The sequence below is a fragment of the Acidiphilium sp. genome (assembly GCF_049977125.1).
Classification (GTDB): Bacteria; Pseudomonadota; Alphaproteobacteria; order Acetobacterales; family Acetobacteraceae; genus Acidiphilium.
The window spans coordinates 1-2,914 of the sequence record NZ_JBMFGY010000265.1 but is presented as its reverse complement, the minus strand read 5'-3'; the positions used below and the strand labels follow the sequence as shown (position 1 = coordinate 2,914).

The following is a 2,914-nucleotide window of genomic DNA, read 5'->3' as shown; positions in this document are numbered from 1 at the left end:
CAAAGACGGCAACCGCGAAAATGACATAATACCAGACCTCGAAGCCGAGGGACCAATAAGGAAAGTTTGATCCCGGCTGCACCTGATTGAACCAGATTTGGTTGGTAAAGGAAATTGCATGGATGAGTTGAGACAGTCTCCCATGCCATTGGTAACCCCAATAAGCTTCGTAGATCCCGGGCCGAGCCTTGCGGCCAATATCATCGAGGATGAATGTTGCTATCAAGGCTGGTAATGCAACCGAATAAATCCGAGCGAAGCGGCTGACTGCATAGCGCATCGGGGTGTTTTCCCGCGTGTCGTAAACATAGGCAATGACGAAGCCAGACAGCACGAAAAACACATCGACCGCTTCCGGACCGTAGGGTCCCATCTGCCAGAATAGGCCACCGGTGAATCGGCTACCGGAGATGTGATCGAAAAATACGGCCAGGGCGGCAGTGAAGCGCACGGCATCCAGATAAATCGAGGTTTCTTTGTTCATACGGATCAGTCACATCGATGTCATTGATGATGATATGTAGGACCGTGCATTTTTCGGGTCTAGCGGGATAACTGCCGATTCATTCGGATTGGCCAGCGTTACGTTGCCATATGGCGGCGAGGTTCGGCAGGAAATAATGGGCATTGTCGCCAAGTAGTCCGGCGAGTTGGTAATAGGTTTGCCGGATACCGAGCGGCCTCTCATAATCGCCGATCGGGTGCTGTGCCAGCCAGTCGCTGACTTCTTTCCAGTCGGAGAAGCTGGGATAGTGGAAAAAACGCGAAACGCGATGGAATTCGGGTAGGGATGCGGCGATTCGTCTGGGGGTCCAGAACAGGTTGTTATCCTGGCGGTTCTGGCGGCCGAGGAGTTTTGCGTAGCGATCGCGCAGCGGGAGGGGAAGCCAGTGACAGAAGGGCAGTGCTGTATCATGGAAGACAACCGGGAGGGCGCAAGGCGTCCGAATAAATCGGAACGTCTTCGTTCAGCGACTGAAATCACAAAATCAATACCCTCCGTCATTGCCGACGATATTCTGATAGAATGTTTGATGTCCTGCGACAAGTCAGATGAGTTCAATCACTCACTGGTCGATAGCGTTCAGAAAATACTCCAACACGCATAATCGTTGGAATTGTGCGGCATCACGCAATTGGTCCGCGCGGAGTAAAGGCGACGTCCGGGGAAATGAATCGTCGATCACGGCGTGGAGAAGATTCGGTTTGATTTCCTGCGGCCATTGGCTTTTATTTGAGAATCTATGTCTCAGTCTTGAATTATACGGCCGGGTGCGCAGCGGTTGCGCCAGAAGCCGCAGGTCCCCCACGCGGGCGCGCCAGGGTGGGTCGCGGTTGAGGGGGTAGCCGTGGCTGGAATTATGGGCGGCGAGGGAGGGGGCGAGGGCGTTGATCAGGCGGCCCTGGAAGACGCCGAAATGTTTCCAGCTCAGGGGGATTTGCAGGGCGGTGCTGACGATGGTGGGTTCGAGATAGGGGGTGGCGCGGTGGCCGAAGCGGGAATCGAGGCTGGTGTCGCGGCCGAACCAGGAGCGGCAGCGTAGATGGGGGTAGAGGCTTTGCACATGGGCGCGGGTGAGGCGGGGCTGGTCGAGGGCGAACAAGGTGGTGATCTTGCGGGCGAGATTGGCCTCGTATTCCGCGCCGAGATGGGGATCGGCCAGGATGGCGGGGTCGTAGCTGCTGAAGAAGGCGCGGATGAAGCCGGTGACGCTCATCGACTGGCCGCGGAATTTGAAGAAATTGCGGAAGACTTCGCCGCCGCCGCCGTTCATCACGACACCCTCGCCGGCACAACGGTCGATCCGGGCGTAGTTTTCGGAATCCGAGCAGAACATCCAGTATTGTGAAAAACCGTCGTTCATCTCGTAGCTGGCGCGGAGCATCGCGGGGAACGCGTCGATCGTGACCGGGCGGATCAGCGATTTGTCGATATGCTCGAAGCTGACGCCTTCGGCGCGGGCGAGGGTGGCGGCGTGGCGGACGTCGGGCGAGGTGGCGGAACCATAGACGAAGAGATGGGGGTCGACGCCGCGATCGCGCGCGAGGGCGAGGAGGAGGCGGCTGTCGTAGCCGCCGGAAAAGCTGATGCGGATGCGGTTGTCGAACGCGGTGGCGTAGTCGGCCATCGTTTCGCGCAGGCTGGTGAGGCTGCGCTCGATCAATTCCTCGATCGGGGCGGGGCGTTCGGGTTCGATGAGGCGGGGACGGGCGATGTGGCGGCGGGCGGTGTCGGTGAGGTCGATGGTTTCGCCGAGATCGAGCCGGTCGATTTCCGCGATCGGGGTGCCGGTGCCGAGGGTGACGCCGCCGATGATGTATTCGAGAGATTCAGCGCGGCGGAGGGTGCGGCGGGGCAGGCAGGCGGCGAGGGCGAGGAAAACGGTGCTGAACAGGGTACGGGATTGATCGAGGTAGAGTTCATAGGTGGCGTGCGCGTCGGCGTGGAGGGTGATGCGGCCGTTGCGGCTGATCAGCAGGAGATAGGCGCCGCGACAATGTTCGGGTGGCGGGTTGGGGTGGGTGAGGTAGTCGCGCAGGGCCTCGGGGCCGGTTCTGCCCTTGAAGAGGAAGGTGCCGATGGCGATGGCGTGATCGCCATTGTCGAGATGCAGGGCGGTTGGGGTGGGGTGGCGGTATTTCGGGTAATGGTCGATCAGGATTGTGCCGGTGTCGATCGTGGCGGGGTTGGTGAGGCCGGCGCGGGCGAAATGCGGGCGGGTGATGGCGGCGAGGGCCTGACGGCGGGCGTGATCCTTGTGGGTGGTGATGAACAGGCCGCCCATGCGGGATTAGTGGGGTTTTTGCGGCGTGAGGGGGACGATCCAGAATTGCTCGGTGGTTTGGAAGCCTGGCATGTTGATGAACGGGGCGCCGCTGTGGAGCAGCCAGGTGTAGGCGCGGAGGGCTTCGG

Annotated in this window: 2 protein-coding genes; both read right to left on the bottom strand. The window is 60.0% G+C overall.

All coding sequences use genetic code 11. The features are described 5' to 3' along the window. Window positions 1-484 (bottom strand): acyltransferase family protein (locus ACP5E6_RS17840; RefSeq protein ID WP_427956543.1); only part of this gene is annotated, 484 nt, incomplete at its 3' end. Between the two features lie 583 nt (window positions 485-1,067). Beyond that, window positions 1,068-2,786: a hypothetical protein gene (locus ACP5E6_RS17835; protein ID WP_427956541.1), complete on the bottom strand. Its 1,719-nt coding sequence runs from the start codon at window positions 2,784-2,786 to the stop codon at window positions 1,068-1,070. Between the last annotated feature and the right edge of the window lie 128 nt (window positions 2,787-2,914).

Coding starts and splice junctions, on each gene's coding strand:
- ACP5E6_RS17835 (WP_427956541.1), bottom strand. CDS start 2,786: ATGGGCGGCCTGTTCATCACCACCCACAAGGATCACGCCCGCCGTCAG.